The following is a 26693-nucleotide window of genomic DNA, read 5'->3' as shown; positions in this document are numbered from 1 at the left end:
GGAACGAGCGTAACGCCGCCGCCGCTGGCGAACAAGCGTCGCCGGGCGGCGACGGGGCTGCTTTGCTGATTCGGCTCAGGAATTACGACGGTCGCGTGCTTGGGGTACTGCCGGCTCAGCTCTCAGGCGCAGCGTCCTTGAGCGAGTCGGCGTCGCTTTCGCTGCGGCGATAAAGACGCCCCATGCTGTCTCCCGCGCGGACCTCTCGGTGCAGCTGCCAGGTGGGGGGCACGGCGGGAGTCAGACCGCTTTCGACCTCCACGTAGATCCAGGCCTCATCCGCCAGCCAGCCGGCTTCCAGGGCCTGGCAGCATGGCTCGGCGAGGCCCTGGCGAAAGGGCGGGTCGAGAAACACCAGGTCGAAGGGGCTGGCGGTATCGCCTTTCAGCAGCGCTGCGGCGTCGGCGCGTCGCACCTTGGCGCGATCGATCGCCAGCGTCGCCAGGTTATCGCTGATCGCCTGGGCCACCTGGGCATCGCGCTCGACGAACAGGGCCTCGCTGGCGCCACGCGATAGCGCCTCCAGGCCCAGGGCACCGGTGCCGGCGAACAGATCGAGCACGCGAAGGCGGTACAGCTCGCCCCCGAGCCAGTTGAACAGGGTTTCGCGCACCCGGTCCGGGGTCGGGCGCAGGCCGGGCTTGTCGAGCACCGGAAGCTGGCGGCGGCGGTGTTCGCCACCGATGATACGCAGCTTGCCAGGCGGCCGACCGCTCGCGGGACTCTTGCCCGAGCGGGGTTTTCCGGCGCCGCCGCGCGGACGGTTTCTTGAAGGACGTTGTCGACTCATGGGCGGCGATTCTACCCCCATGGCCGGGTGTCGTCATGCCTTCGCCATCGCTTCTGTGGCAGGCTGTGGGCAGCGTCGCGTCGCCGCCTCGGGGCTGCCCTGTGTCCACAGCGAGCGGGCAGGGTGGTAGGATGTGGCGGTTCGTTCACCGGCTGAGGCGTCAGGTCATCCATGTTCGGTATTTTCAAGCGCAAGAAGAAGCACACGGGCGAAGAACCCGCCAAGGACCAGGAAGTCGTCGATCAGTCGTCTGCAGATGAGGCGGAAGGTGCGGCTGACAGGGAGGCTGAACAGCCCCTCGGCGACGAGCTGTCGCAACGCTCACCGTCGGATGCCGAGCCGCCCCAGCAGGGCCGGGACCCTGGCCCCGAGCCGACCGAGACCGCCGAGGCGGTGGTGCCGGAGCCTGTCGAGCCGGCAGCGCCGGCCCCCGCGGAGCCGTCCACTCCAGCCGAGCAGGCGCCCGTTGAACCTGAGCCCGACAAGCAAGAGCCCGACGAGCACGAGCAAAAGCCTGTCGAGCAGAAGTCTGTCGAGCAGAAGTCCGGCGAGTCGCAAGCCGACCAGGCGCCGTCTGCCGCCCCCCAGCCGGCTGGCGAGCCCGCCGAAGATGAATCGCCGGCCTCGGCGCACAAGCTTGCCGAGGCGGAGGTGCCCGAGCCAGCAAGCCCGCCCGCCGCCGACGCTGGCACTGGCCAGCGCGAGCACGCCGAGGTGATCGAGCCCAGCCGTCCCACCGGCCCGGCCCTGCAGGAAAAGCCCAGAGCGCCGGTGCAGGGTGGCAAGGGTGGCGAGAAGAAGGGCTGGTTTGCGCGCATGCGCGAGGGCCTTGGCAAGACTCGGGCCAACCTGAGCGACGGCCTGGCTGACCTGTTCATGGGTGCCAAGCAGATCGATGACGAGCTGATCGAGGACATCGAGACCCAGCTGCTGATGGCCGACGTCGGTATCGAGGCCACCAGCGAAATCATCGAGGCACTGACCGATCGCGTCTCGCGCAAGGAGCTGAAGGACCCCGAGGCGCTGTATCGTGCGCTGCAGCAGGAGCTGGCTGCCATGCTCGGCGAGGTCAGCCAGCCCTTGAGCCTCGAGACCGCCGACGGTGGGCCCTTCGTCATCCTGGTGGTGGGCGTCAATGGCGTCGGCAAGACCACCACCATCGGCAAGCTGACCCAGCGCTTCCAGCGCGAGGGCAAGAGCGTGATGCTGGCGGCGGGGGACACCTTCCGCGCGGCCGCGGTAGAGCAGCTCAAGGTGTGGGGCGAGCGCAACAGCGTGCCGGTGGTGGCTCAGCACACCGGCGCCGATAGCGCCTCGGTGATCTATGACGCCGTGGCGGCGGCCCGTGCCCGTGGCGTCGACGTCTTGATCGCCGATACCGCTGGTCGCCTGCACAACAAGAGTCACCTGATGGAAGAGCTCAAGAAGGTCCATCGGGTGATGGGCAAGCTCGATGCGCAGGCGCCTCACGAGGTGATGCTGGTGCTCGACGCCGGTACCGGCCAGAACGCCTTGTCCCAGGCGGCCACCTTCAACGAGGCGGTTCCGGTCAGCGGGATCACCCTGACCAAGCTCGACGGTACCGCCAAGGGGGGCGTGATCTTCGCCCTGGCCAAGCAGCTGAAGACGCCGATCCGCTTTATCGGGGTGGGTGAGAGTCTGGATGACCTGCGGCCGTTCAAGGCCGAGGACTTCGTCGACGCCCTGTTCGATCGTCGCCCGAGTGACGCCGACGAATGATCGCCTTTGAGCACGTCGGCAAGCGCTATGGAGGGCGCTTCGAGGCGCTCTCCAATATCGATTTTCGCGTCTCGCGGGGCGAGATGGTGTTTCTCACCGGCCATTCCGGTGCCGGCAAGAGTTCGCTGCTGCGGCTGATCATGCGCCTGGAGCGACCCAGTCGCGGCCGGGTGATGGTCGCCGGTCACGATATCGACAAGCTGCATCCCAGCCAGTTGCCGTTCTACCGGCGTCAGATCGGGGTGGTCTTCCAGGACCACCAGCTGCTGTTCGACCGCTCGATCTATCACAATGTGGCGTTGCCGCTGGAGATCCGCGGCCTGGCGCCGCGGGATATCGCGCGGCGGGTCCGCGCGGCACTCGACAAGGTCGGCCTGCTGCACCGCGAAAAGGCGCTTCCTATCGAACTTTCCGGCGGCGAGCAGCAGCGCGTGGGCATCGCCCGGGCGGTGGTCAACAAGCCCGCCCTGCTGCTGGCCGATGAGCCTACCGGTAACCTCGACCCTCAGTTGTCCGCCGATATCATGGGGCTGTTCGAGGACTTTCATCGCATCGGCACCACGGTGATGATCGCCAGTCACGATCTGGCGTTGATCGCCAGGCTGCGTCACCGCACCCTGCGCCTGAGCGAGGGGCGTTTGGTGGCCGACGAGGAGGCCGCATGAGCGCTCGCCATTCGCGCAAGGGCGCGGCGACGCCCAGGGGCGCCTCAGCCGCCGCACGTACGGGCGGCCGCCAGGAGGCCTCGACGTCACCTCGCGGTGCGCGTCAGCAGACGGTGCGCGCACAGGGGCAGTGGCAAGCCTGGCTGCGTCACCATCGCGCCATGTGTGTGGACAGCCTGCGCCGGCTGGTGCGCCAGCCGGTGGGTAGCCTCTTGACCATGCTCGCCATCGCCATCGCCCTGGTGCTGCCCAGCGCCCTGTGGCTGTCGCTGGACAGCGCCAAGCTGGTGGACGCCGAGCTGGACGCCAGCGCCACCCTGACGGCCTACCTCGACAAGGGGGTGAGCGAGTCCGAGACCGGTCGCATCCTGGAAGCGCTGGAGGCTCAGTCGGAGGTCGCCGCCACCGAATTGATCACCGCCGAGCAGGGCATGGCGGAATTCCAGCAATCCCTGGGGCTCGATGATGCTCTGGCGCGGCTCGACGAGAATCCGCTGCCCGCCGCTGTGGTGATCTCGCCGACGACGCCGTCACCGGAGGCCATGGCGGCGTTGTCCGAGCGGCTGTCGGCGATGTCCGGGGTGGCCGAGGTGCGCCTCGATCTGGCCTGGATCGAGCGTCTGCGGCAACTGGCTGAGCTGGGTCGTCGCCTGACCCTGGCGCTGGGGGTGCTGTTTGGTCTGGGCGTGCTGCTGGTGGTGGGCAACACCATCCGCCTGGCGGTGGAGAACCGGCGCAAGGAGATCGAGGTGGTGACCCTGATCGGCGCCACCCATGCCTTTGTACGCCGACCCTTCCTGTACAGCGGTGCCTGGTATGGCCTGGGCGGCGGACTGCTGGCGTGGGGGCTTCTGACCCTGGGCAGCGACTGGCTGGCGGCGCCGGTGGCATCGCTGGCGGCCAGCTACGGCGCGCACTATCAGCTACCGACCCTGGGCCTCGTCGGCTCTACAACATTGCTGACTTGTAGTACACTATTGGGCTGGTTGGGAGCCTGGATCGCCGTCAGCCGCCATCTGGCGGGCATCAAGCCACGCTAGCGGCAACAGGTAATCACCCGTTTCTTGTACGGTTTCGTCGGATGTCTACGACCAAAGGGGAACTTCTTCCTATTTTTATCCTCCAAGGTGCATCCGAAATCTTGTTGGTCTTCGAGGAGACAACCTGCACATGAGCAACAGTCTTCTGCCGGTGGGTCATCTTTCACCGGGGCACGACCTAAACGGCTATATTCAGGCCGTCAATCGCATTCCGCTGCTGACGGTGGATGAAGAGCAGGACCTGGCCCATCGCCTTCAGCAGGAAGGCGATCTGGAAGCCGCCCGCCGTCTGGTCATGTCCCATTTGCGTTTTGTCGTGCACATCGCACGCAGCTATTCCGGCTATGGACTTCCCCAGGCTGACCTGATTCAGGAAGGCAACGTCGGCCTGATGAAGGCCGTCAAGCGTTTCGACCCGACCCAGGGCGTACGCCTGGTGTCTTTCGCGGTGCACTGGATCAAGGCCGAGATCCACGAGTTCGTGCTGCGCAACTGGCGTATCGTCAAGATCGCCACCACCAAGGCCCAGCGCAAGCTGTTCTTCAACCTGCGCGGCGCCAAGAAGCGCCTGGCCTGGTTGAACAGCGACGAGGTCGACGCCATCGCCAAGGACCTGGACGTCAAGCCCGAGGTGGTGCGCGAGATGGAAGGTCGTCTGGCCTCCCATGATGCCGGCTTCGATGCCTCACCGTCCGAGGACGAGGATTCGGCCTATCAGGCACCGGTTCACTATCTGGACGACGCCAGCCAGGACCCGGCGACCCAGCTCGAGGACAGCGACTGGGAGCAGGACGCCACCCGTCGCCTTCAGGGCGCGCTGGCCGAGCTCGACGAGCGCTCGCGGGATATCCTGAGCCAGCGCTGGCTCGCCGAAAACAAGGCGACCCTGCATGAACTGGCCGACGTCTATGGCGTGTCCGCCGAGCGCATTCGTCAGCTCGAGAAGAACGCCATGAAGAAGATCCGCGAACGTCTGGGCGACAGCATGGCGGCCTGACCGCCATCGATTGCGCCAGCCGCTGGCAGGACGAAAACGCCCGAACCTCACGGTTCGGGCGTTTTCAGTTGTGGCTGAGCTTGTACCAGGGCGACTGCCATAGGGGCTGTAGGAGGGTTGCCTGAGCCGCTATACGAGCCGCTACACGCCCTGGTACCTGCGCCTAGCCCTGGGCGCTGGCAGCACCCGTCAGGCCGCCAGCGGCGGCCGCGCGGCGGGCAATGTCGCCCAGCGCCTCGTCACCGGCGCTGAGGTCGCGAAAGGCGCCCATGGCGCCGAGCAGGGCCGAGCTCTCGTAGGGCACGAACACGCGCTCTCCCTGCTTGGCCATCTCCGGCAGCATCGAGATATAGGACTGGCCGAGCAGATAGCCGATGACCGCCCTGGTGCTCTTCTCGCCTTCGCCCATGGCACCCAGTACCAGCTCGATGGAGCGACTTTCGCCCTGGGCGCGCAGAATGGCGGATTCCTTGTCGCCCTGGGCGTTGAGGATTGCCGACTCCTTCTGGCCCTGGGCCTTGGCGATGGCGGCGGCCTTTTCGCCCTCGGCCTCGGTGACGGTGGCTCGACGACGACGTTCGGCGGACATCTGCAGGTGCATGGCCTCCTTGACCTCCGTCGGCATCTCGATGTCCTGCACCTCGATGCGATTGATCGCCACCCCCCACTTGGAGGCAGGTTCCTCCATCTGTTCCTTGATCTTGGCGTTGACCTCGGCGCGGGACTCGAATATCTTGTCCAGCTCCATCTGGCCGACCACCGAGCGCAGCGTCGTCTTGGCCAGTACCTCCACCGCCTGACTCATGTTCTCGATCTTGTAGACGGCGTTGGCCGGATCGATGATCTGAAAGTAGATGGCGCCGTCGATGCGCACAGTCACGTTGTCGGTGGTGACCACCGGCTGGGACGGGAAGTCCATGACCGACTCGCGCAGGTCGATGCGGGTCTCCTGGCTCAGCACCGGGGTGAATTCCTGGCCCTTGCGCAGGTAGCGCACCATCTTGATCGGTCTTGGCTTGTCGAAGAACGGAACGATGAAGTTGATGCCCTTCTGCAGCGTGCGGTGGTAGGCGCCGAGGCGCTCGATCACCATCACCTCGGACTCCTGAACGATCACCAGTCCCTTGATCACCATGATCACGGCGATGACGACCACTACCAGGGCAATCAATAGCCCCGGATTTATGGCATACGGCAACATGCAAGTACCTCCTTGGTATCGAGAGTGTCGCCCAGGGCGACCGACGGCATCCCGCCGCCGAAAGCCAGCTTAGGCAATGGGCGGGCGAGTGGCGATAGCGTCTGGCGGCCGCTGCCCGAACGAGCGCATGACCGGGATCAAGAACCTTCGCCGGCGGGACGGACCACCGCCTGGGTGCCCTCGAAGCGGACCAGCGTTACCTCGTCACCCGGACGAAGGGCAGGACCACTCCCTGCTTCGTCCGCCAGGCTGGCACGGTAGAGATCACCGTCGAGCTTGATGCAGGGTGCGTCATCGAAGTCGCGGCTGACCAGCACGAAGCGTTGACCGCGGCCTCCACCGCTGCCAGCCACGCCGAAGCCTTTTTTCGCGCCTCGGCCGCGTCGTCTGAGCTGTCGAATCGCCAGCGGCACCAGCACGGCACAGGCGAGCGCCAGGACGATCAGTTGCAGGGTGAAAGTGGCGCCCAGCCAGGCGGCCAGGGCGGTGACGGCGAGTGCCGCCGCCAGGGCCAGCAGCACGTAGGAACCGGTCAGCAGCTCGACCAGCAGAGCCGCGAGTCCGGCCAGCAGCCACCACAGCGCGGGAGATAGAAAATCCATGAGGGGCCTCTTGGAAGCAGCGAAATGACGTCCTGTCCTGTCCGATTCTGCGCCGCCTGCCGTGGCCCGGCAAGCCGGCGAGGCCCGCAGACGACAGCGCCACCGCATAAGCGGTGGCGCTTGGCTGAATGTGAGGAGGCCCGAAAGGCTGTCGTGTTACGGGGCTTACCAGTACCCCAGCACCTTCCACCGTAGAGAGTCTGCGACACCGACCCAGACGGTCAGGTTGACCAGGCTCCTACCCTGATCAAGAGCGGACCCGCCTTCCGGGCGTCTTACCAGTACCCCAGCACCTTCCACCATAGGCTGCCGACACCGACCCAGACGGTCAGGTTGACCAGGCTCATCACCAACCCGGCCTTCCACCAGGTGCCGAGTTCCACATAGCCGGAGCCGAAGATGATCGGGGCGGTGCCGGTGGCGTAGTGGGTCAGCGACATCATCAGCGAGGAGGCGCCGGCCAGCAGCAGGGCGATGTACAGGGTAGGGATGCCGAGGGCGATACCGGCGGCCAGGAAGGCGGCGTACATGGCGGTGATATGGGCGGTGGTGCTGGCGAAGAAGTAGTGCGCGTAGAAGTAGACGCCGGTCAGCGCCAGGGCCATGCCGAACCAGCCCATATTGAAGCTGCTGATGCCCTCCTCGATGACCCCGGAGAACCAGCCGATCAGTCCGAGCTTGCCCAGGAAGCTTGCCATCATTACCAGAGCGGCGAACCACACGATGGTGTCCCAGGCGGACTTCTCGCCGAGAATGTCATCCCAGGTCAGCACATTGGTGACCAGCAGGATGGACAGTCCCAGCAGCGCCACCGCGGTGGAGTTTACCTTGAATTCGGGGCCGAACAGCATCGCCGGGATACCGGCCCACAGGATCAACAGCAGGCCGAACACGCCGATCATGATCTTCTCGGCGCGGTCGAGCGGGCCCATGGCGGTGAGCTGCTCGCGGGCGAAGGAGGTGGCGTCCGGGGTGCGCTTGAGTTCCGGCGGATACAGCACGTACAGCACCGCCGGCATCAAGGCGATGGCGACCAGGCCGGGCAACAGCGCGGCCAGCGCCCACTGGGTCCAGGTGATCGAGATGGCGGAATCGGTGGCCTTGGCGATCAGGTCGACGATCAAGGGGTTGGGGGCCGTTGCGGTGATGAACATGGCCGAGGTGATGGGGTTGGCGTGATAGTTCACCAGCGCCAGGTACTCGCCGATCTTCTTGCTGGTGCCGGACTCGGGGGAGGAGCCGAAGCTGTCGGCGATGGAGCGCATGATCGGGTGCATGATGCCGCCACCCCGGGCGGTGTTGCTGGGGGTGATCGGGGCGATGGTCAGCTCCGCCAGGGATAGGGCGTAGCCGATGCCGAGGGTGCGTTTGCCGAAGGCGGCGATAAAGGCGTAGCCGATGCGGTTGCCCAGCCCCGTCTTCGACAGCCCGCGGGAGATCATGATGGCCAGGCCGATCAGCCAGATCAGCGGGTTGGAAAAGCCCGAGAGGGCGTCGGAGACCGCGCCCTTGGAACTGTCCGGGTTGGTGACGCCGGTCAGCGCGACCACGGTGATGGCAATGATCGCCAGGGCGCCGATGCGCATGGTCTTGCCGATGATGGCGGCGATGGTAGCGACGAAGATCGCCAGCAGGTGCCAGGCCTCGGGATTGACCCCGTCAGGTACGGGGACCACGAACCAGAGCGCCAGCCCCAGGGTCACCGAGACCAGGGCGGGAAGCGGTTTGAATGCGAGCATAAGCGAGCTCCTTTGGGGAAGATCGAGTGATCACCTCTCCACAGAGAGAATCCGAAGGTGTTGTGCTCATTTACGCATAGACGAAGCGACGTCCGAATGACGGACATCAAGCAGAAGTACGACTTTCGTCGAAATGGTCATGTCGAGTGCAACTTGCGCTGAGGAGGTCGCAGCGCCAAGGCAGGAGATAACGGTGCAGGAGTTGGGTGAGGGCTGCAGCCGACGCCATGCCGGGAACTGCCCTGCATGGCGCGAGAGGAGGTGAACGGTCCCTAGTCGGGCTTGATCGCGGTGCGGCCGCTGCCCAGGAACATCATCGCCAGGGCACCGAGCAGGAACATGCCCTGCAGCTCCAGCGCCCAGCCGCCGCTGCTGGTCAGGCTGAACAGCTCACCCATATGCGCCAGATAGATGGCCACCACCATGTTGCCGGCGATCAGCAGACCGGCGATGCGAGTGTTCCAGCCGAGGATCGCCATGACAGGTGCGACGACCTCGCCCAGCAGAACGCCATAGGCGAGCACCGTGGGCAGGCCATGGGAGGCCAGGGTTTCACCGATCCAGGACAGGCTGCCGGGGTTGATCAGCTTGCTGACGCCGTGCAGCAGGATCATCACGCCAAGGGCCAGGCGCAGGATCAGCTTTCCCAGGTCGTCGTTGTCGAGGGCGTTGAGCATGGTGACTTCCTTTTCACTAGGGGCTTTTTTTGACTCGAGAGCCTTTCACTTCAGGTATTGGTCGGAAAACAGGCGCACCGAGTTGTTCGAGACTTCGCAGCATGATCGCGATGACGTCGGCATGGTGCCTTCGGTCGCAGCACCAGAATCGTCGAAACGGTCGGACCACGCAGGCAATTCTGGCATATTAGGCATCATCCAGATGACTCAGCTGCAAGGAAGATAGCATGGTTCCGTCACGACTTCGCCGCACCGCCGCTTTCGCTCTTTTCACCCTGGCGCTCAGTGCCTGTTCCAGCCAGCCCGCGCCCACGGCGGGTGGTGGCGACACGGCGGCCCCAGGCAGCGTCTCGAGCCCGCTGGTCGGCAAGCGCTGGAACCTGTTGCTGGTGGGCACCAGCGATCGCCTGTCGATGCCGCAGAAGCCGTACTTCGAGGTGGCTTCCGATGGCAGTGTCAGCGGTAGCGACGGCTGCAATCGCTTCACCGGCACGGTGAGCTTCGGTGACAGCCAGCGTATCGACTTCAGCGAACTGACCGCCACCCGCATGGCCTGCGCCAATCCCCAGGGGGCCCAGCAGGTCCGCGACATGCTCGACAACGCCTATCGCTACCTGATCGACCACGATCGACTGGTGTTCTTCGGCCCCAACTCGCTGGTGCTGGGCGGTTTTCGCGACGCCAGCTGACTCGGCCAGTGTTCATCGGGGCGATCAGCGACTCCGGTTGTCCCTCCTGGGCGCGGTACTCGAGATGTCGGCCGCAGCGCGGCTTGCATGATGCAGGCAGGATCGCAGGCTGTGCTTTCGCTGTTGGAAGCGATCCAGCCACCGGGGATGGATCGCCACCACGCGCACCGGAACGCTGGCCAATCCCAGCAATTGCACGATGGCCAGGCGGTGTGAGCCGCCGTAGCCGAGCACGACCTCGCCATCCCGGGTAATCAATACCTGCATTTCGTCATCGGGGTGGCGACTTTCGTCGGGGTGTCGGCGAGCCAGTTCTTGCTGGGTCTTGTAGCCGTGTCGGCGAATGCCGTGGTAGGCACGAGACAGCGTCTCGAAGTAGCGAGCGATATCCTCCTCGCTGCGACACCAGTAGGCGCCTTGCTGTGCCGGGTCGGCGCACTCGCCGGAACGATAGCGAGCCACCGCTTGATGCATCTGGGCGTACTGGGCGGTCTCGCGGAAGTGCCTGTCGTGGGCGAAGATGTCCTCGACTGCAGCGGTCTCGTTCAGGCGTGCCTGGCAAAGTGGTGCAACATGGCTGAGGTCCCAGTCGCCTTCACTGATCAACTCACGGCTCAAGCCAGAGCGCGTGACGCAGCGCGCGATGCGCCTTGGGTCGATGTCGACCAGCGGCAGGTCATTGGCATTCAGCCAGCGACGTTGAAGGTCGACACGGCCACACAGCTCGGCCAGGTACAGCAGGGCACGCCGTGTTCGGCGACGAAGGCGTGGCAGGGCGGCGAGCCCGGCAGTGCCAGGGAACGCCAGGGGGGAAAGGCCCGAGTGCGTCATGCTGTGCGCGTCTATTGTTGTTGTAGTCGTTGGTATGGTCGTTGTTCGGTCTGTTGTCGTATCTGCGGCCGAATCGGCGATTGGCCTGAAGGACCGGCTGCGCTGACAGCTTCACTGTGCCGCAATAAATTCTAATAGAAGAAACTGAATTTTGTAGTAACACCATCATCTCTGTGTCGTACCCGATCAGGCCGAGGCGACGCAGACGGTTGCCTGAGGCGAGGGGCAGGCACGCACCAATAGCGACGTTCCGACAGGGGGGGCTGGATGGCCTTCAGCAACGAAGAGAGAGCGGCATTGCTGGCGCTTCACGGGGTAGGGCCGACCGTCATCAGTCGCTTCGAGCAGCTTGGTATCGACTCCTTCGAGCATCTGGCGACGTTCGAGTCCCGGGAGATCGCCGAGCAGGTGGCATCGATGCTCAACACCAGCTGCTGGAAGAATTCGCCACGCGCCCTGACCGCAGTGGAGGCGGCCATCGTGCGTGCCAGGCAAGGACTACAGGAATAGGGGGCCGTCTTATGGCATTCAATGATCTGGAGAGAAAGCGAGTGGAGAAGGCGGCAGAGGCTTTCGTCGAGAAGCGCCGTCCACCGCCTCACCTGAGATCAAAACTTGATCTCGCCTTTCGCATCGATGGGCATAACCTGGAGATATTCGAAGTCAGGCAGCGTTACGACAAGCCCGATGAGAAGCTGGAGATTCCCGTCGCCAAGGCAAGTTACGTGCGCAAGCACGATGTCTGGAAGGTCTACTGGCAGCGGGCGGACCTGAAGTGGCACGGTTATACCCCCTGTCCCCAGGTGGAAACGGTGGAAGCCTTTCTCGAACTGGTGGATCGCGACGAGATGGCCTGTTTCTTCGGTTAGCCGAGCGTGCTGGGAGCCGATGGATTCTCTGTTGCTATCACGTCTGAATAAAGTCGACCCCGCCAGTGGCGGGGTCGACTCGGCTGGTGCTCAGGCCGGTTGAGCCGGTTTAGGCCCAGACTACAGGGCCGCGATCTTGTCGCGCTGTTCGACCAGCACCCGGCGGGCGGCCTGGTACTCCTCGAGCTTGCCGCGCTCCTTGTCGATGACGGCAGCCGGGGCCTTGGCCACGAAGCCTTCGTTGGCGAGCTTCTTCTCGACGCCGCCGATCAGCTTGTCCTGCTTGTCGATCTCCTTGCCCAGGCGGGCCAGTTCGACGTCCTTGTCGATCAGGTCCGCCATCGGCACCAGCACTTCCATGTCGCCGACCAGCTGGGTGGCGGACAGCGGCGCCGTGCTTGCGTCATCGAGCCACGCGATGGACGACAGCTTGGCCAGCTTGGACAGGAACAGGCGGTTGGCGCTCAGGCGCGCCTGGTCGGCCTCGCTGCCCTTGGTCAGCAGGGCGTCGAGCGGCTTGCCCGGGGCGATGTTCATCTCGGCGCGGATGTTGCGCACCGCCACGATCACCCCCTTGAGCCATTCGATGTCGCGGATCGCGTCCTGGTCGATCAACGCCTCGTCCGCCAGCGGCCAGGCCTTGGCCATCAGCGAGTCGTTGTCCCCCTCCAGGGTGCCGGCGAGCGGCGCCACGCGCTGCCAGATCTCCTCGGAGATGTAGGGCATCATCGGATGGGCCAGGCGCAGGATGGCTTCCAGCACCCGTACCAGGGTGCGCCGGGTGCCGCGCTTGGCGGCCTCGCTGGCGCCTTCGTCCCACAGTACCGGCTTGGACAGCTCCAGATACCAGTCGCAGTACTCGTTCCAGACGAAGTCGTAAAGGGCCTGGGAGGCGTGGTCGAAGCGGAACTCCTCCATCGCCCGGGTGACCTGATCCACCGTCTGCTGCAGGCGGGCCTCGATCCAGCGGTCGGCCAGCGACAGCTCGACCTCGCCGCCTTCGCGGCCGCAGTCCTCGTTCTCGGCGTTCATCAAGACGTAGCGAGAGGCGTTCCACAGCTTGTTGCAGAAGTTGCGGTAGCCGTCCAGCCGGCCCATGTCGAACTTGATGTCGCGACCGGTGGTGGCCTGGGACAGGAAGGTATAGCGCAGGGCGTCGGTGCCGTGGGCCTCGATGCCGTCGGGGAACTCCGAACGGGTCGCCTTGGCGATGGCCTTGGCCTTCTGCGGCTGCATCATGTTGCCGGTGCGCTTGTCGACCAGCGCCTCCAGATCGATGCCGTCGATCAGGTCGATGGGGTCGAGTACGTTGCCCTTGGACTTGGACATCTTCTGGCCCTGGCCGTCACGCACCAGGCCGTGGACGTAGACCGTCTTGAACGGCACCTCGTCAGTGAACTTGAGGGTCAGCATGATCATCCGCGCGACCCAGAAGAAGATGATGTCAAAGCCGGTCACCAGCACGCTGCTGGGATGGAAGGTCTTGAGCTCTTCGGTCTGCTCGGGCCAGCCGAGGGTGCCGAAGGTCCACAGCCCGGAGCTGAACCAGGTGTCGAGTACGTCCTCGTCCTGGGTCAGGGCGACGTCGCCTGCGATGCCGTGCTTTTCGCGGGCCTCGGCCTCGGTGCGCGCCACATAGACGTTGCCCTCCTGGTCATACCAGGCGGGGATACGGTGGCCCCACCACAGCTGGCGCGAGATGCACCAGTCCTGCAGGTCGCGCATCCACGAAAAGTACATGTTCTCGTAGTTTTTGGGCACGAACTGGATGTCGCCGTTTTCTACCGCCTCGATGGCCGGCTTGGCCAGGGTCTCTACCGCCACGAACCATTGATCGGTCAGCAGCGGCTCGATCACGTCACCGGAACGATCGCCGTAGGGCAGGGTGTTGTTGACCGTTTCGGTCTTCTCGAGCAGGCCCTTGGCCTCCATGTCGGCGACGATGGCCTTGCGAGCGGCAAAGCGGTCGAGGCCGGCGTAGGCCGCAGGCAGGCTAGTGTCGATGTCGGTCAGCGGACGGCCCTGGATGTCGAAGGCCTCGGCGGCTTCGAGGATATGTGCGGTCTTCGAGAAGACATTGATCAGTGGAAGACCAGCGCGCTTGCCGACTTCATAGTCGTTGAAGTCGTGGGCCGGGGTGATCTTCACGCAGCCCGAGCCCTTGTCCATGTCGGCGTGCTCATCGGCGACGATGGGGATGCGACGGCCGACCAGCGGCAGCTCGACAAACTTGCCGACCAGCGAGGCGTAGCGCTCGTCGTCGGGATTGACCGCCACGGCGCTGTCGCCGAGCAGGGTCTCGGGGCGGGTGGTGGCCACCACCAGATGGTCGAGGCCGGCGTCGGTGGTGACACCGTCGGCCAACGGATAGCGGAAGTGCCAGAACTGACCCTGCTGGTCGCGATTCTCGACCTCGAGATCGGAGATGGCGGTGTTCAGCGTCGGGTCCCAGTTGACCAGGCGCTTGCCGCGATACACCAGATCCTCTTCATACAGGCGGACGAAGACCTCCTGCACCGCCTTGTAGAAGCCCTCATCCATGGTGAAGCGCTCGCGGCTCCAGTCGAGGCTTGCGCCCATGCGACGGAGCTGGCGTGTGATATGGCCGCCGGACTCATGCTTCCATTCCCACACCTTGTCGATGAAGGCCTCGCGCCCCAGGTCGTGGCGCGTCTTGCCTTCCTCGGCGGCGACCTTGCGCTCCACCAGCATCTGGGTGGCGATGCCGGCGTGGTCGGTGCCCACCTGCCACAGGGTGTTGCGACCCTGCATCCGCCGCCAGCGGATCAGGGTGTCCATGATGGTGTCCTGGAAGGCGTGACCCATGTGCAGGCTGCCGGTGACGTTGGGCGGCGGAATCATGATGGCGAAGGGGTCGCCCTTGCCCGAGGGCGCGAACCGTCCGTCGTTTTCCCAGCGCTCGTACCAGCGGGCTTCGATGCTTTCGGGTTGGTAGGTCTTGTCCATGGGGTACTCTTGCTAGCGGAGCCCGGGGCATGCCAGGCACGAGACAGAGGCTCGCGCATGGCGCTGGGCTTGGAGTTCGACAGCCGGCGCTCGGGCTCGCAAGCTTCCCGCCGAAGAGCGGTTGCGCGAGTGAGGCCTGCGAAAAATGGGCTCGATTATACCCTGATCCGAGGCGGGGCGTCAGGGGCTGAAGGGATGACCGGCAGTGTCCAGAGGATTTGGTGACAGGAGCCTACCCCTGACCCTTGAGGTGGTGCGGTGTGACCGGGTAGCCGCGCTGCTTGTAGGTCTTCCAGCACTCGCGCTTGACCGTCAGCACGTCCTGGTGCTGGTTGATGATCTCGGCCACCCGCTCGAAGCGAGAAAACCACTCGGGGATTTCCGGCGACAGGTTGAGCATCGCCTGGGGCGGCGGGTCGAGGCTTTGCGGCGGCCCCTGCCAGCCGATGGTGACGGGTACCGGCCTTGCTTCTTGCTGGGTTGATTCTGTAGCGCCGGCCGCTCTTGCATCGGCCCCGCCCCCGGCCTCGAGCGCATGGGGGACGAAGGCGTCGGGACGAAAGTCCCACAGACGCTGGTCGAGCTCACGGGCCATGGCTTCGTCTTCGGCGTACAGGTAGAGCCGGTAGCCCTTGCGGGCGATGGTCTCGGTCAGCCGACAGGCGAAGGCGAGGCGGGCCTCGAGGGTGGTGTCCGGCAGGATGTAGAAGTCGATCTTGGTCATGCGCTCTGACTTGATGGCTGAACGAAGGCCGCCCGGGGGCGGCCTTTTAGTAGGGAAGGAGCCAGATCAGGCAAGACGGGTCAGCCAGCCATGGGTGTCTTCGACACGGCCGTACTGGATGTCGAGCAGACGCTTGCGCAGTCGGCTGGCCACCTCGTTGCCCTCGGGGTGCTCGATCACGCCGTCCTCGCTGACCAGTCGCCCGATGGGGGTGATGACCGCGGCGGTACCGCAGGCAAAGACCTCGGTGATCTCGCCGGAGGCCACGCCATCGCGCCACTCGTCGATGCTGATGGGGCGCTCTTCCGGGGTCAGGCCCTCATCCTTGGCCAGTTCGAGCATGGAATCCCGGGTCACCCCCTCGAGGATGGTGCCGGTCAGGCGCGGGGTGACCAGGCGGCCGTCGCGGGTGACGAAGAACAGGTTCATGCCGCCGAGTTCCTCGATCCAGGTGTTTTCCACGGCGTCGAGGAAGGCCACCTGGTCGCAGCCGTGGTCGGCGGCTTCCTTCTGGGCCAGCAGCGAGGCGGCGTAGTTGCCGCCGCACTTGGCGTAGCCGGTGCCGCCGGGAGCGGCGCGGTTGTAGTTCGACGACAGCCAGATCGATACCGGCTTGACCCCACCCTTGAAGTAGGCCGCGACCGGCGAGGCGATGACGTAGAAGTCCACCTCCTTGGACGGGCGCACGCCAAGGAAGGCCTCGGAGGCGATCATGAAGGGTCGCAGGTAGAGGCTGGATTCCTCGGCTGCGCTTGCCGGCGTCGGCACCCAGTCGATGTCCTGGGCGACCAGCGCCTTGACCGCGCCGATGAAGTCCTCGTCGGACAGCTCCGGAAGGGCCAGGCGACGGGCGCTGGCGCGAAAGCGCGCGGCGTTCTTTTCCGGGCGGAAGGTCCAGACGCTGCCGTCGGCGTGGCGGTAGGCCTTCATGCCCTCGAAGATTTCCTGGGCGTAGTGCAGCACCGAGGCGGCCGGGTCCAGTGACAGCGGGCCGTATGGACGTACCTGATGGCCGTGGAAGCCGGCGTCCTCGGTCCAGCGGATGTGGGCCATGTGGTCGGTGAAGTGACGACCGAAGCCCGGGTTCTCGAGAATGGTGTTACGGATGCTCGCGTCGGTGGCGTTGGCGTTGGGCTCGAGCGAGAAGCCTTGGATGGACACGGGTCGTTCTCCAGAATCGTATCGCGCCGCAAGGGCTCTGCGGCGACAGCGGATCGAGGTCGAGTCAGGGGGCTCGACCGGGATGGGGTGGGCAGGCATCGTGCCTGCCGATGGAATCAGAATGACACAGGCTCGCCCTTTCGGGAAAGCCTGTGGGTCGGGAAAGCCTGTAGGACGGGGAAGCCCGCCGGGGCGGGTGCCGACGTCTGTCGGCACCCGTGTGGACGGCGGACTTGCCGGGTCAGTCCTGGTCGGTGTTGACCACCTCTGCCTCGCGGTCGAGCAGGTAGCGGGTCAGCAGGCCCACCGGGCGGCCTGTGGCACCCTTGGCGCTGCCGCTGTTCCAGGCGGTGCCGGCCACGTCCAGGTGCGCCCAGGGGAAGTCGGTGGCGAAGCGCGACAGGAAACAGCCGGCGGTGATGGTGCCCGCCGGGCGCCCGCCGATGTTGGCCAGGTCGGCGAAGTTGGAGTCCAGCTGTTCCTGGTACTCGTCCCACAGCGGCAGATGCCAGGCGCGATCCCAGGCGGTTTCGCCGGCGTCGAGAAGGTCCAGCGCCAGGTCGTCGTCGTTGGACATCAGGCCGGTGGCGTGGTGGCCAAGCGCAATGATGGCGGCACCGGTGAGGGTGGCGATGTCGACGACGCTGGCCGGCTCGAAGCGCTCGGCGTAGGTCAGGGCGTCACACAGCACCAGGCGGCCCTCGGCGTCGGTGTTGAGCACTTCCACCGACAGCCCCTTCAGCGTCTTGATGATGTCGCCAGGCTTGGTCGCGCGACCGCTGGGCATGTTCTCGGCGGCGGCGACGATGGCGACCAGGTTGATCTTCGGCTTGATCGCCAGGATCGAGGCTACCGCGCCGAACACGCTGGCGGCGCCGCACATGTCGAACTTCATCTCGTCCATGCCGGCACCGGGCTTGAGCGAGATGCCGCCGGTGTCGAAGGTGATGCCCTTGCCGACGAGCACGTGGGGCGACTCGTTTTCGTCGCCCGCGCCTTGATAGCGCATCACGATCAGTCGCGACGGCTCGTCGCTGCCATGACCGACCGACAACAGCGAGTGCGCGCCGAGCTCCTCGAGGGCTGCCTCGTCGAGGATCTCGGTGGTCAGGGCGCCATCGGATTCGCTGGCCAGGCGCTCGGCCTCGCTGGCGAGGTAGCGCGGCGTGCAGACGTTGCCCGGCAGGTTGCCGAGCTGGCGGGCCAGGTTGATGCCCTGGCCCACGGCGGCACCCTGGCGGGCGCCTTCGCTGGCCGCGTTCTGGTCTTCGCCCTCACTGAGCAGGATCGACACCGTCTTGAGGCTGGGAGCCGGGCCACTCTCCTTCTTGAAGTCGGTGAAGCGGTAGCTGGCGCGCAGCGCGCTCTCGGCGATCTTGTGGGCCTTCCAGCCGGCGTCGCGATCCTCGACGGGCACGTCGGTGAGGGCTACCGAGACTTCGTCCACGGTCAGCTGACCGAGGCTCGCGAAGGCGGCGTCCACGGCCTTGCAGAAGGCACCTTCGTGGCACTTGTCGCGCTCGCCGAAGCCGACCAGCAGCAGGCGGTCGGCGCACAGCCCAGGCGCAAAGGGCACCAGCTGGACGTTGCCGAGCTTGGCGTTGAAATCGCCACGCTCGATCAACTGTCCGATCAGACGCTCGCTGGCGTCGTCGAGCTTGGCGGCGGCAGGAGTAAGTTCACCGTCCTTGAACACCGGGATGACCAGGCAAGCGGTCTCGATCTTGACCGGGTTGGCCGTCTTTACAGGGAATTCCATGCTGACTCCACAAGACAAGTGTGGGGGGATTCTGGATAATGCCGGCACGATGCCGAGTCCATCCAGTGTACCCAAGGCCCCCGGGGTTTGCATGATCACCGTGGCCGCAGCGATCGATCGGGTAGAGACATCGATCAGGGACCTATACTGGATCAGGGACGACCGGTGAGGACGACCGAGAGCAGGAGCGCGCATTGATCATATTCCGTTACCTCACCCGCGAGATTCTGCTGACCATGTCGGCGGTGGCCGGGGTGCTGCTGCTGGTGATCATGGGCAGTCGGTTTATCCGCTATTTTGCCAACGCCGCCGAAGGCGAGATCCCGGCGAACATCCTCGGCTCGCTGATGCTCTATCACATGCCGGGCTTTCTCGAGCTGATCCTGCCGCTGGCGTTCTTTCTCGGAATTCTGCTGGCCTACGGCCAGCTCTACCTTAACAGCGAGATCACCGTGCTGGTGGCCTGCGGCACCAGCCCCAACCGCTTGCTGACGGTCAGCCTGGTGCCCGCCGCCCTGGTGGCACTGCTGGTCGGGATATTCAGCCTGTGGCTGACCCCCGCTGGTGCCTTGCACAACGAACTGGTGCTGGAAGAACAGCGCAGCAAGCTCGACTTCTCGGCGCTGGCGCCAGGGCGTTTTCAGGAGTTCGGCAGTGGGCGTATCGCCTACGCCAGCGACGTGTCCGAGGATGGCGAGCGCATGCAGGAGGTGTTCATCAGCGAACGCCAGAAGCGCAGTGATGGCTCCCCCGAGAGCGTGGTGACCCGGGCGACCCAGGGCTACCAGTCGGTGGATCCGGACACTGGCAGTCGCTATCTGGTGCTGGAAGACGGTGAACGCTATAGCGCAGAGGCCGGTCGCGCCGACGCCGAGCGGCTCGAGTTCGGTACCTACGCCGTGCGTCTGGCGCGGGCGGTGGAGGCGGTCGAGACCGACTCGGCGGAGTTTGCCACCACCACGACCCTGCTGAATGACGCTTCGCCCGAGGCCAGGGCCCAGTTGCAGTGGCGACTCGGCGCTCCCCTGATGGTGTTCGTGCTGACCCTGTTGGCCCAGCCGCTGTCCCGGGTCAATCCACGCCAGGGCCGCTTTGCCAAGCTGCTGCCGGCGATCTTTCTGTACGTGGCCTACCTGAGTCTGCTGCTGGCGGCCATGGACGCCATCGGCAGCGGCAGCCTGCCTGCCGTCATCGGCATGTGGCCGATCCACGCAGGCTTCTTGATCCTCGGCCTGGGACTGGCCTTCAATGCCCAACGCAAGGGAATGAGCGGATGATTCTCGATCGCCTGGACGGCTACATCGCCCGCAACGTCCTCGCTGCCATTCTGGTAGTGCAGGTGGTGCTGCTGGGCCTGGACCTGATCATCACCTATATCGATGACCTCGGAGACATCGAAGGCGGCTATGGTGCCTTCGAGGTCTTCCTGTTTCTGTGCATGCGCCTGCCCTGGCGCTTTTATCAGTATGCCCCGGTAGGGGTGCTGATCGGCGCCCTGATCGGACTCGGCAGCATGGCTTCCAACAACGAGCTGACGGTGATGCGGGCGGCGGGACGGTCGCTGGCGCGCATCGTCTGGGGGGTGATGAAGCCGATCATCCTGGTGGTGGTGATCGTGCTGACGGTGGCAGAGTTCGTCAGCCCCAGAACCGAGCAGTTCGCCCACGCCTGGAAGGTGCAGCAGATGCAGGGCGAGGGCGCGGTGGTCACCGAACGCGGTGGCTGGCAGCGCGAGGGCGACGACTTCTATCGCTTTGGTGCGATTCGCGCCGACGACACCGTGCTGGATCTGACCCGCTACGAATTCGACGGCCACCGGCTGGATTCGGTAACCACTGCCAGGCGTGCGGTGTGGCAGGGCGACTTCTGGGAGTTGCAGCAGGTCGAGACGACCCGCTTTGCCGATGACCGCACCGAGGTCGACAAGGTGGCTAGCCTGCGCTGGGACACCAGCCTGTCGCCGACTCAGCTGTCGCGTCTGCTGCGCGACGTGGAGACCCAGGCACCGAGCGAGCTGTGGGCCTACGCCAGCTATCTGGACGAGCAGGGCCTGGAGGCCACCCAGCCGCTTCTGTACTTCTGGCAGAAGATGCTGATGCCCCTGACCATGGCCTCGCTGGTATTGGTAGCGGCGTCCTTCGTGTTCGGCCCGCTGCGCACCGTGGCCGCCGGGACGAGGGTGTTCTACGGGGTCATCACCGGGCTGGTGTTCAAGTACCTCCAGGATCTGCTGGCACCGGCCTCCACGGTATTCGGCTTTTCGCCGGCTTGGGCGGTGCTGGCCCCCACACTCGTGTGCGCCTTGCTGGGACTTCACCTATTGAGGCGGTCGGGGTGAAGGACTGCGTGGGCACTCTCGATCGACCCGGCCCCAACGTTAGTGTGCGCCTTGCCGAGACTTCACCTGCTGAGCAAACCCAATGACACGACGCTTTCCCCATCTCGATGATGTCTGGCCCGCGGGGTTGGGCCGGCGTCTGGGCGCCATGTTCTACGACAGTTTTCTGTTGCTGGCCATCTGGATCGCGATTACCACCCTGCACGTGCTGGTGGTGCGCAAGCTGCTGGGCCTGGCCCCGGAAGAGGTGGGGGCAGGCGTTTGGCAGGTGCTCAGCCTGCGACTGCTGCTGGTGGTCGCGGCCTTTGCCTTTTTTGCCTTCTTCTGGCGCCGCGGTGGCATGACCCTGGGGATGCAGGCCTGGCGCCTGCGCGTCCAGACCCTCGACGGCGGGCCCATCAGCCTGCGTCAGACCATGCTGCGCTTCGCCGTGGGAGCGTTTTCCTTCGTGCCGCTGGGGCTGGGCCACTGGTGGGTGCTGTTCGACTCGGAACGGCGCAGCTGGGCGGATCTGGCGTCTGGCACTCAGGTGGTAGTGCTGCCGAAGGCGGCGAAGCGATAGCCCTGCAACGAGCGCTTACGCGAGACTCCTGAACAGGGCAGCTTACGCCTTAGCCCGGCTCGGGCGTCTGCCATCGACCCTTTACCCTCTGCAGCGCCCGGCCGACGTTCTCCCTGAGATGCTGCTCGGCCCCTCCCCATCCAGCCTGCACGAGTCGCTCCCCGCTGTTTCGTTCCTGGTTTTGTGGATGCTGTCGATTGGCTGTCGGCAGGGGCAACGCTTGAGCTGAGTCATGTAAATTCAAATCTTTAGCTAAGGTAAATACGAATTACTCTTGAAAAGGTTGCGCGTCGCTATGGGAATCATTTACATTGGCTATAGTGATTCAGGAGAGATGGCGATGTACGTATGCCTGTGCAAAGGGGTCAGTGACCGACAGATTCGTCAGAGCGTCGATGACGGCGCGCGTAGCTGGCGTCAGGTTCAGCGTGAGACCGGTTGTGGCACCCAGTGCGGCAAATGTGCCTGTGTGGGCAAGCAGATCACCCGCGACGCCATCCAGGAAGCGTCGAGTCTGGAAGTCGAAGCGCTGGCCTATGCGGTATAGCCTTGGTCGTCGGTACGCTCTTGCGCTACTTCCTTTGCGGTAGTCTTTTGAATTAGCAATCGATATCGTTGTAGTTGCGGTTTTCAAGATTCTGATTTTATTGAGTTTTTTCATGGATGCCCTATACTGCTTCTTGACGGGAGCTGGTAGGGCATTGCTTGTCGTGCCAGTGTGTCTGTAGCCCCGCGTCTGTTGCCCTGTGAAGGCGGGCGAGGCCAAGGAGAGACGTCGCCTCTGCGGCGTCCGATGCAAGACGGTTCGATCAACGACGACTGGCCACGGCCGGTCGGCAATCACCGGCAAGCACATGTCCGGCAAGCACATGTCCGGCAAGCACATGTCCGGCAAGCATTGAGGAGTTTTCCATGAAAGGCGATCCCAAGGTCATCGAGCATCTCAACAAGGTGCTGGGCAACGAGTTGGTGGCCATCAATCAGTACTTCCTGCACGCCAAGATGTACAAGGACTGGGGCCTGGCCCGGCTGGCCAAGTGGGAGTACGACGAGTCCATCGAAGAGATGAAGCACGCCGACATTCTGATCGAGCGCATCCTCTTTCTCGAAGGCATCCCCAACCTGCAGGACCTCGGCAAGCTGCATATCGGCGAGGACACCCGCGAGATGCTCGAGGCCGACCTGGCCGCGGAGCATACCGGGCGTGACGACCTGATCGAAGCCATCACCTACTGCGAGCAGGTGCGGGACTACGTCAGCCGTGACCTGTTCCAGAAGATCCTCGACGACGAGGAAGAGCACATCGACATCATCGAGACCGAGCTGGGTCTGATGGACAAGGTCGGCTTGCAGGCGTATCTGCAGACGCAAATGCAAAAGGCCGGCGGCGAAGAGTGATTTAGCGCTGGCGCATTGCATCGACAGCGCCCAGGCAAGCAAAAAGGGGAGGCCAGCGGCTTCCCCTTTTTGCGTCTGCGTGTTCCGTTGCCTGCGCGCTGGCCAGGGCGTATGGACTCGCCTCGCCGGGCTGGCGCTGCTGGACCAGCGTTATCGAACTGGCAGCGTCGGACCGACGACATGGATCCGGGCGCCGTCAGGGCCTGCTAGGCGCTGTCGGAAAAGTCGACGAGCGATGGTTAGACAAGGCAAAAATCGGTGAGAAAGCGCAGTTTACGGGGTGTAAATGAGCATTTTGACCGGGCTGGCGCACCAGCCGATTTTTAACGCCGTATTACCGAGCGCAGACAGTTTTCAGACAAGCCCTAGAACGCCTTCTCGAGGGCAAAGCGTGGAGTGGTGACACCTTCGACGTCGACGCTCTCGCAGAACATCTCAAGCGGGCGCACCCACAGGCCGTAGTCGCCGTAGAGCGCGCGGTACACCACCAGGGCCTCTTCGCTCTCGCTGTGGTGGGCGACGCCGGTCACCTCGTAGAGCGGGCCCTTGTAGTGGCGATAGATGCCGGGCACCGGAAGGGGGGATTGCGGGGTTGTCATGGTCGGTTCCTTGTCTGGCTCATTTTACCCGGGTCAGTCTGGCCAGCGCCCGCGAGGCGGCGACAAAGCCGAAGCTGCCGGTGACAAAGGTGGCGGCGCCGAAGCCGCTCTCGCAGTCCAGGCGCGTGGACTCGCCGGCACCAGGCTTGGTGTGGCAGACCTCACCGTCCTGGCCGGGGTAGACCAGCTGCTCGTCGGAGTAGACGCACTCGACGCTAAAGCGGCGCTTGGGGTTGCGCGAAAAGCCATGGTCGCGGCGCAGGCGCGAGCGCACCTTGGCAAGCAGGGGGTCATGCTCCGTGCGGGTCAGGTCGGCCACCTTGATCCGGGTGGGGTCGGTCTGGCCGCCGGCGGCACCGGTGACTGTCAGCGGCAGCTTGCGGCGCTTGCACCAGGCGATCAGTGCGGCCTTGGCCACCACGCTGTCGATGGCGTCGATCAGATGATCGGCGTCCTCGGGAATGCGTTCGGCGAGATTGGTCGGGGTGGCGAAGGCGACATCGGCGACGACCTCGATGCCGGGGTGGATGGCCCGGCAGCGCTCGGCCAGCACTTCCACCTTGGGCCGCCCGATGGTGCCGTCGAGGGCGTGAAGCTGACGATTGACGTTGGATACGCAGACGTCGTCGAGGTCGATCAGGGTCAGCTTGCCGACGCCGCTTCTGGCCAGCGCCTCCACCGCCCAGCTGCCGACACCGCCGACCCCGACCACCACCACGTGGGCTTGCGCCAGACGGGCGCTGGCGGTGGTGCCGTAGAGACGGCGAATACCACCAAAGCGCAGGTCATAGTCGTTGTCGCTGGGGTCAGTGCTCATCAGGAATCTCGCTGGGTCGTTGCGGTCACGTTGGCGTTGGTGGTGCTGACTGGCCGGGGCAGGTGGGCGCGCCAGCCGAAACGGTCGAACAGCCGCGTCATGCAGGCGTCCAGTGGGCAGCACAGCGCCATCGGGGTGCGATGGCGAGGGTGCTCGAACTCGAGCGAGGTCGCCGCCAGCAGCAGCCGATCGCAGTCCAGGCTGTCGCGAAAGAAGCGGTTGTGATTGCCCTTGCCGTGCTTGGCGTCACCGATAATCGGGTAGCCGATGCCGGACAGATGGCGGCGTATCTGGTGGCGCCGGCCGGTCAGCGGGCGGGCTTCCATCAGCGAGTAGCGAACCTGGGGGTAGCGGTCGATACGTACCGGCAGCTCTACGCTGTCGAGTCGACGCACCTCGGTGATCGCGGGCATCGCCGGCATCTCGGCCTTGGGCCGGCTACCGTCTTCCTCGCGCAGTGCCCGGTCGATGCGCTCGGTCTCGGGGCCGATGCCGCGCACCACCGCCAGGTAACGCTTGGTCACCTGGCGCTCGGTGAAGGCCTCGGCCAGCCGCCGGGCCATGTCCGAGGACAGCGCGAACACCATGACCCCCGAGGTAGGCCGGTCGAGCCGATGCACCGGGTAGACCCGCTGGCCCAACTGGTCGCGCAGGCGCTGCAGCAGGAATTCGCGCTCGCCACGGGCCAGCGCGCTGCGATGCACCAGCAGCCCTGACGGCTTGTGCACCGCCACCAGATCGTCGTCCTGGTAGAGAATGGGCAAGGGCAGGGACATCGCGGCGATACCTATGGCGTGAATGCGGGCTCGAGGCGCGCTATTGTCGCCATGTTGCGGCGATCTGTCATCCGGATTGCGACGACTCCGTGAGTCGAGGGGCATCTCTGGCTACGGCTTTGGTCTATGATGAGCCCCGACAATCGGTGAGGGAGCAGGCTATGACCCGAGGGATAGGGATGCTGCGCTGGTGCAGGGACTGGGCACCGGTCCTCAAGGTACTGTCGGTACTTTGGCTGGTGCTGGCGCTGTTCATGCTGCTGCCCTGGGGGGTGCTGGTATGGGAAGGCGACGCCGACGCGCCGGCCTTCGCTCGTTCCCTGCTGGTGGTGCTGGCCACGGTGCTGATGTGCTGGTGGCTGACCTGGCGGATACCGGTGGCGCTCAAGACCCAGCAGATGTTCGTGCTGACCACCCTGAGCTGGGTCAGTATCAGCGGTTTCGCCAGCCTGCCGCTGGTGCTTGGCGCGCCCCATCTGTCGCTGACCAATGCGGTGTTCGAGTCGGTCTCGGCGATCACCACCACCGGCTCCACCATCCTCACCGATATCGACCAGCTGTCCGATGGTCTCAAGCTGTGGCGGGGTTTGATGCAGTGGCTCGGCGGCATCGGCATCATCGTCATGGGCATCGCCATCCTGCCGTTTCTCAAGGTCGGCGGCATGCGCCTTTTTCAGACCGAATCCTCGGACTGGTCGGACAAGGTGATGCCGCGCACCGGCGGCATCGCCAAGGCCACGCTCGGCATCTACGCCCTGGGCACCCTGGTGGCGATTCTGGCCTACGGTATCGGCGGCATGGCACCGGTAGACGCGGTGGTGCACGCCATGAGCTCGGTGTCGACCGGCGGCTTCGCCAACTCTGACGCCTCCTTCGGGGCCTACGCCGACCAGCCGCATCTGTTGTGGATGGGCACCTTGTTCATGTTGCTTGGCGCCTTGCCCTTCGTGCTCTACATCCGCTTTCTGCGCGGCTCGCCGCTGGCCTTGTGGCGCGACGAGCAGGTCCGTGGGCTGGTGTGGCTACTGCTGGTGGTGACGCTGATCCTCAGCCTCTATCGGGTATGGCGAGGCGAGGCGATGTTCGATGCCCTGACTCACACCGCCTTCAACGTGGTCTCGGTGGTGACCACCACCGGCTACGCCAGCGACGACTACAGCCAGTGGGGCCCGTTCGCCGCCATGGCGTTCTTCTATCTGACCTTTGTCGGTGGCTGCAGTGGTTCGACCAGCGGAGGCATGAAGATCTTTCGCTTCCAGGTGGCGATCAAGATGCTGCTGAGCCAGCTGCGCTTCTTGATCCACACCCATGGGGTCTTCGTCTCTCGCTACAACGGTGCGCCGCTGTCCGATGAGATCAGCCGGGGCGTGGTGGCCTTCTCCTTCTTCTTCTTTCTGACCATCGCCGGCCTCGCCCTGGCCCTCGCCATGCTGGGCCTCGATCTGGTCACGGCACTGACCGGGGCGGCCACGGCGGTGGCCAACGTCGGGCCAGGACTTGGCGATATCATCGGCCCAGCCGGCAACTTTTCCACCCTGCCCGACGCCGCCAAGTGGCTGTTGTGTGTGGGCATGCTGATGGGCCGCCTGGAAATCCTGACCGTGCTGGTACTGTTGACCCCGATGTTCTGGCGCAAATAGGTCTTTGGCGGCGGTGGGGGAGGTGATCGATGGCGTAGTGTGCCGGGTTGGACAGACGGCTTGGCGGCTGCCATGTTGCACGGCAACATGACAGTCGACATTGGTCGTCTCG

The 26693-nt window shown here is 64.9% G+C and carries 26 protein-coding genes; 13 read left to right on the top strand and 13 right to left on the bottom strand.

Features of this window, described 5'->3' with window-relative positions; genetic code table 11:
• Positions 1-115: 115 nt before the first annotated feature.
• A complete protein-coding gene (rsmD, locus tag KUW00_RS03965) occupies positions 116-790 on the bottom strand; it encodes a 16S rRNA (guanine(966)-N(2))-methyltransferase RsmD (protein ID WP_222568269.1) in 675 nt (224 codons plus the stop codon).
• A 171-nt stretch (positions 791-961) separates the two neighbouring features.
• Between rsmD and ftsY the strand changes: the two genes are divergently transcribed.
• The 4 genes from ftsY (at position 962) to rpoH (ending at position 5232) form a co-directional block, all read left to right on the top strand.
• On the top strand, positions 962-2530 hold the full coding sequence (ftsY, locus tag KUW00_RS03960; RefSeq protein WP_222568268.1) for a signal recognition particle-docking protein FtsY: 1569 nt from the start codon (positions 962-964) through the stop codon (positions 2528-2530).
• On the top strand, positions 2527-3195 hold the full coding sequence (ftsE, locus tag KUW00_RS03955) for a cell division ATP-binding protein FtsE (RefSeq protein WP_045991304.1): 669 nt from the start codon (positions 2527-2529) through the stop codon (positions 3193-3195). Before ftsY ends, ftsE begins: the two co-directional genes overlap by 4 nt.
• Entirely contained in the window at positions 3192-4235 is a 1044-nt protein-coding gene (gene ftsX / locus KUW00_RS03950; protein ID WP_045991303.1) for a permease-like cell division protein FtsX, read from the top strand. The genes ftsE and ftsX overlap by 4 nt, the downstream gene beginning before the upstream one ends.
• 130 nt (positions 4236-4365) lie before the next feature.
• Positions 4366-5232, top strand: coding sequence for an RNA polymerase sigma factor RpoH (gene rpoH / locus KUW00_RS03945; protein ID WP_045991302.1), 867 nt, complete (start codon positions 4366-4368; stop codon positions 5230-5232).
• A 163-nt stretch (positions 5233-5395) separates the two neighbouring features.
• Here the strand turns inward: rpoH and KUW00_RS03940 are convergent, their stop codons facing one another.
• The 4 genes from KUW00_RS03940 to KUW00_RS03925 all read right to left on the bottom strand — a co-directional run bounded on the left by KUW00_RS03940 (position 5396) and on the right by KUW00_RS03925 (position 9451).
• Entirely contained in the window at positions 5396-6433 is a 1038-nt protein-coding gene (locus KUW00_RS03940) for an SPFH domain-containing protein (RefSeq protein WP_045991301.1), read from the bottom strand.
• A gap of 137 nt (positions 6434-6570) precedes the next feature.
• Positions 6571-7035: an NfeD family protein gene (locus KUW00_RS03935; protein ID WP_222568267.1), complete on the bottom strand. Its 465-nt coding sequence runs from the start codon at positions 7033-7035 to the stop codon at positions 6571-6573.
• A gap of 275 nt (positions 7036-7310) precedes the next feature.
• On the bottom strand, positions 7311-8774 hold the full coding sequence (locus KUW00_RS03930; RefSeq protein WP_108131217.1) for a DASS family sodium-coupled anion symporter: 1464 nt from the start codon (positions 8772-8774) through the stop codon (positions 7311-7313).
• 272 nt (positions 8775-9046) lie between these two features.
• A complete protein-coding gene (locus KUW00_RS03925; protein WP_222568266.1) occupies positions 9047-9451 on the bottom strand; it encodes a DoxX family protein in 405 nt (134 codons plus the stop codon).
• A 227-nt stretch (positions 9452-9678) separates the two neighbouring features.
• Here KUW00_RS03925 and KUW00_RS03920 point away from each other — a divergent pair, with 227 nt between their 5' ends.
• A complete protein-coding gene (locus KUW00_RS03920; RefSeq protein ID WP_222568265.1) occupies positions 9679-10140 on the top strand; it encodes an META domain-containing protein in 462 nt (153 codons plus the stop codon).
• Positions 10141-10164: 24 nt separating this feature from the next.
• Here KUW00_RS03920 and KUW00_RS03915 read toward each other — a convergent pair whose 3' ends face one another.
• Positions 10165-10971, bottom strand: a complete 807-nt coding sequence (locus KUW00_RS03915; protein ID WP_222568264.1) for a hypothetical protein — start codon at positions 10969-10971, stop codon at positions 10165-10167.
• 267 nt (positions 10972-11238) lie between these two features.
• Here KUW00_RS03915 and KUW00_RS03910 point away from each other — a divergent pair, with 267 nt between their 5' ends.
• On the top strand, positions 11239-11481 hold the full coding sequence (locus KUW00_RS03910) for a helix-hairpin-helix domain-containing protein (RefSeq protein ID WP_222568263.1): 243 nt from the start codon (positions 11239-11241) through the stop codon (positions 11479-11481).
• Positions 11482-11492: 11 nt separating this feature from the next.
• Positions 11493-11840, top strand: coding sequence for a DUF3024 domain-containing protein (locus KUW00_RS03905; protein ID WP_222568262.1), 348 nt, complete (start codon positions 11493-11495; stop codon positions 11838-11840).
• Positions 11841-11960: 120 nt separating this feature from the next.
• Here KUW00_RS03905 and KUW00_RS03900 read toward each other — a convergent pair whose 3' ends face one another.
• The 4 genes from KUW00_RS03900 to KUW00_RS03885 form a co-directional block, all read right to left on the bottom strand.
• On the bottom strand, positions 11961-14807 hold the full coding sequence (locus KUW00_RS03900) for a valine--tRNA ligase (RefSeq protein ID WP_222568261.1): 2847 nt from the start codon (positions 14805-14807) through the stop codon (positions 11961-11963).
• A gap of 232 nt (positions 14808-15039) precedes the next feature.
• Positions 15040-15531 (bottom strand): DNA polymerase III subunit chi, encoded by a 492-nt coding sequence (locus tag KUW00_RS03895; protein ID WP_124804934.1) that lies wholly within the window; start codon positions 15529-15531, stop codon positions 15040-15042.
• Between the two features lie 66 nt (positions 15532-15597).
• Complete coding sequence (locus KUW00_RS03890) at positions 15598-16692, bottom strand: branched-chain amino acid aminotransferase (protein WP_045994721.1); 1095 nt, start codon at positions 16690-16692, stop codon at positions 15598-15600.
• A gap of 241 nt (positions 16693-16933) precedes the next feature.
• Complete coding sequence (locus KUW00_RS03885; RefSeq protein ID WP_222568260.1) at positions 16934-18451, bottom strand: leucyl aminopeptidase; 1518 nt, start codon at positions 18449-18451, stop codon at positions 16934-16936.
• Between the two features lie 194 nt (positions 18452-18645).
• Here KUW00_RS03885 and lptF point away from each other — a divergent pair, with 194 nt between their 5' ends.
• The 5 genes from lptF (at position 18646) to bfr (ending at position 22749) form a co-directional block, all read left to right on the top strand.
• Positions 18646-19728 (top strand): LPS export ABC transporter permease LptF, encoded by a 1083-nt coding sequence (gene lptF / locus KUW00_RS03880; protein WP_222568259.1) that lies wholly within the window; start codon positions 18646-18648, stop codon positions 19726-19728.
• Complete coding sequence (gene lptG / locus KUW00_RS03875) at positions 19725-20789, top strand: LPS export ABC transporter permease LptG (protein WP_124804932.1); 1065 nt, start codon at positions 19725-19727, stop codon at positions 20787-20789. The genes lptF and lptG overlap by 4 nt, the downstream gene beginning before the upstream one ends.
• Before the next feature lie 82 nt (positions 20790-20871).
• Complete coding sequence (locus tag KUW00_RS03870) at positions 20872-21351, top strand: RDD family protein (RefSeq protein WP_213228245.1); 480 nt, start codon at positions 20872-20874, stop codon at positions 21349-21351.
• 340 nt (positions 21352-21691) lie between these two features.
• Entirely contained in the window at positions 21692-21898 is a 207-nt protein-coding gene (locus KUW00_RS03865; protein ID WP_045994717.1) for a bacterioferritin-associated ferredoxin, read from the top strand.
• A gap of 365 nt (positions 21899-22263) precedes the next feature.
• Positions 22264-22749, top strand: coding sequence for a bacterioferritin (bfr, locus tag KUW00_RS03860; RefSeq protein WP_045994716.1), 486 nt, complete (start codon positions 22264-22266; stop codon positions 22747-22749).
• Positions 22750-23114: 365 nt separating this feature from the next.
• Here bfr and KUW00_RS03855 read toward each other — a convergent pair whose 3' ends face one another.
• The 3 genes from KUW00_RS03855 to KUW00_RS03845 are packed head-to-tail and all read right to left on the bottom strand — an operon-like array spanning position 23115 to position 24941.
• Entirely contained in the window at positions 23115-23348 is a 234-nt protein-coding gene (locus KUW00_RS03855; RefSeq protein WP_045993070.1) for a DUF1653 domain-containing protein, read from the bottom strand.
• Between the two features lie 19 nt (positions 23349-23367).
• Entirely contained in the window at positions 23368-24165 is a 798-nt protein-coding gene (tcdA, locus tag KUW00_RS03850) for a tRNA cyclic N6-threonylcarbamoyladenosine(37) synthase TcdA (RefSeq protein WP_045993071.1), read from the bottom strand.
• Positions 24165-24941: a pseudouridine synthase gene (locus KUW00_RS03845; RefSeq protein WP_045993072.1), complete on the bottom strand. Its 777-nt coding sequence runs from the start codon at positions 24939-24941 to the stop codon at positions 24165-24167. Before KUW00_RS03845 ends, tcdA begins: the two co-directional genes overlap by 1 nt.
• A gap of 161 nt (positions 24942-25102) precedes the next feature.
• Between KUW00_RS03845 and KUW00_RS03840 the strand changes: the two genes are divergently transcribed.
• Positions 25103-26581 carry a TrkH family potassium uptake protein gene (locus tag KUW00_RS03840; protein WP_222568258.1) on the top strand — a complete coding sequence of 493 codons (1479 nt, stop codon included), beginning with the start codon at positions 25103-25105 and terminating at the stop codon, positions 26579-26581.
• Positions 26582-26693 lie beyond the last annotated feature (112 nt).

The sequence above is a fragment of the Halomonas sp. DP5N14-9 genome (assembly GCF_019802175.1).
GTDB lineage: Bacteria > Pseudomonadota > Gammaproteobacteria > Pseudomonadales > Halomonadaceae > Halomonas > Halomonas litopenaei.
The sequence above is the reverse complement of the archived record's forward strand: the minus strand, read 5'-3'. Positions and strand labels throughout refer to the sequence as shown.

Bases quoted from the DNA above. Each gene is read 5' to 3' on its own strand.
- rsmD (WP_222568269.1), bottom strand. From the start codon at position 790: ATGAGTCGACAACGTCCTTCAAGAAACCGTCCGCGCGGCGGCGCCGGA.
- ftsY (WP_222568268.1), top strand. From the start codon at position 962: ATGTTCGGTATTTTCAAGCGCAAGAAGAAGCACACGGGCGAAGAACCC.
- ftsE (WP_045991304.1), top strand. From the start codon at position 2,527: ATGATCGCCTTTGAGCACGTCGGCAAGCGCTATGGAGGGCGCTTCGAG.
- ftsX (WP_045991303.1), top strand. From the start codon at position 3,192: ATGAGCGCTCGCCATTCGCGCAAGGGCGCGGCGACGCCCAGGGGCGCC.
- rpoH (WP_045991302.1), top strand. From the start codon at position 4,366: ATGAGCAACAGTCTTCTGCCGGTGGGTCATCTTTCACCGGGGCACGAC.
- KUW00_RS03940 (WP_045991301.1), bottom strand. From the start codon at position 6,433: ATGTTGCCGTATGCCATAAATCCGGGGCTATTGATTGCCCTGGTAGTG.
- KUW00_RS03935 (WP_222568267.1), bottom strand. From the start codon at position 7,035: ATGGATTTTCTATCTCCCGCGCTGTGGTGGCTGCTGGCCGGACTCGCG.
- KUW00_RS03930 (WP_108131217.1), bottom strand. From the start codon at position 8,774: ATGCTCGCATTCAAACCGCTTCCCGCCCTGGTCTCGGTGACCCTGGGG.
- KUW00_RS03925 (WP_222568266.1), bottom strand. From the start codon at position 9,451: ATGCTCAACGCCCTCGACAACGACGACCTGGGAAAGCTGATCCTGCGC.
- KUW00_RS03920 (WP_222568265.1), top strand. From the start codon at position 9,679: ATGGTTCCGTCACGACTTCGCCGCACCGCCGCTTTCGCTCTTTTCACC.
- KUW00_RS03915 (WP_222568264.1), bottom strand. From the start codon at position 10,971: ATGACGCACTCGGGCCTTTCCCCCCTGGCGTTCCCTGGCACTGCCGGG.
- KUW00_RS03910 (WP_222568263.1), top strand. From the start codon at position 11,239: ATGGCCTTCAGCAACGAAGAGAGAGCGGCATTGCTGGCGCTTCACGGG.
- KUW00_RS03905 (WP_222568262.1), top strand. From the start codon at position 11,493: ATGGCATTCAATGATCTGGAGAGAAAGCGAGTGGAGAAGGCGGCAGAG.
- KUW00_RS03900 (WP_222568261.1), bottom strand. From the start codon at position 14,807: ATGGACAAGACCTACCAACCCGAAAGCATCGAAGCCCGCTGGTACGAG.
- KUW00_RS03895 (WP_124804934.1), bottom strand. From the start codon at position 15,531: ATGACCAAGATCGACTTCTACATCCTGCCGGACACCACCCTCGAGGCC.
- KUW00_RS03885 (WP_222568260.1), bottom strand. From the start codon at position 18,451: ATGGAATTCCCTGTAAAGACGGCCAACCCGGTCAAGATCGAGACCGCT.
- lptG (WP_124804932.1), top strand. From the start codon at position 19,725: ATGATTCTCGATCGCCTGGACGGCTACATCGCCCGCAACGTCCTCGCT.
- KUW00_RS03870 (WP_213228245.1), top strand. From the start codon at position 20,872: ATGACACGACGCTTTCCCCATCTCGATGATGTCTGGCCCGCGGGGTTG.
- KUW00_RS03865 (WP_045994717.1), top strand. From the start codon at position 21,692: ATGTACGTATGCCTGTGCAAAGGGGTCAGTGACCGACAGATTCGTCAG.
- bfr (WP_045994716.1), top strand. From the start codon at position 22,264: ATGAAAGGCGATCCCAAGGTCATCGAGCATCTCAACAAGGTGCTGGGC.
- KUW00_RS03855 (WP_045993070.1), bottom strand. From the start codon at position 23,348: ATGACAACCCCGCAATCCCCCCTTCCGGTGCCCGGCATCTATCGCCAC.
- tcdA (WP_045993071.1), bottom strand. From the start codon at position 24,165: ATGAGCACTGACCCCAGCGACAACGACTATGACCTGCGCTTTGGTGGT.
- KUW00_RS03845 (WP_045993072.1), bottom strand. From the start codon at position 24,941: ATGTCCCTGCCCTTGCCCATTCTCTACCAGGACGACGATCTGGTGGCG.
- KUW00_RS03840 (WP_222568258.1), top strand. From the start codon at position 25,103: ATGACCCGAGGGATAGGGATGCTGCGCTGGTGCAGGGACTGGGCACCG.